This is a genomic window from Mesorhizobium waitakense, from assembly GCF_056431085.1.
The window spans coordinates 1-720 of the sequence record NZ_JBWKME010000054.1 but is presented as its reverse complement, the minus strand read 5'-3'; the positions used below and the strand labels follow the sequence as shown (position 1 = coordinate 720).

Sequence of the window (720 nt, the reverse complement as noted above, 5' to 3'; positions counted from 1 at the left end):
GCCTTCCGGCGTCGGCCACTCATTTAGGTCAAAGTCTGACGGCACCCGCGGTGACCAGGATAAGCTCGCGCCGGCTAGCTGCGGTTCCCGACCCGGCTGGTCAGGGAAGGCTACACCCAGCGCCCTGTTTGCCTCGACGACTTGCACATACTGCGCAAGCCTCTTGAAGCCAATGCCAACGTTGCCGTTGGCTTTCGTGAACTCCTGGTAATCTCTGTCCAATGATTCGCGCTGATGCCAATCGCCGTTGATCCGGCTCGCGATGCTCTCCCTGCCCATTGTTCGGAGCCAATCGCTGAACTTTCGTTGCCCCGAAGCAGTATTGCGGACGGTCTTGGCAGTCCGGCCGGATCCGAGCTTGCTCAACTCTCCCTCGACCAAGCCATCGATGATGTTGGCGGCATCGTCATAAGGATGCAGCCCGTGCTGGAGTTCGTCGCCCTGGGGTGCCGAAGCTTGTTGATACCCAACCCGACGTACGGTTGGCCAATGGCTCGCTTGAACTCCGAAATATCTTTCTGCAGTTGTTTTTTCTGCTGCTCATTGCCGTTGAGTCGACTCGCTATGCTCTCCTTTCCCTCTCTTTTCAGCCAGTCACTAAGCTTGCGCTGATTGCTAGCGATCTTGAGGATAGGCGCCCTCTCTTTGGCAGTCGCTGCCGGTCCAAGCGTAAGCGGTTAGCTGACGGCGTCTGGTTTGAAGTTCCAGGGCATGAGCATT

General features: G+C 57.5%; 1 protein-coding gene and 1 pseudogene. One reads left to right on the top strand and one right to left on the bottom strand.

What is annotated here, in order from left to right; all coding sequences use genetic code 11:
- Nucleotides 1–366: pseudogene (locus AC07FD_RS13685) on the bottom strand (Ulp1 family isopeptidase); the annotation flags it as partial.
- A gap of 80 nt (nucleotides 367–446) precedes the next feature.
- On the opposite strand from AC07FD_RS13685, the gene AC07FD_RS13680 reads away from it, so the two are divergent.
- Nucleotides 447–720, top strand: a 274-nt coding sequence (locus AC07FD_RS13680) for a hypothetical protein (protein WP_478350308.1), incomplete at its 3' end; no start/stop codon positions are given.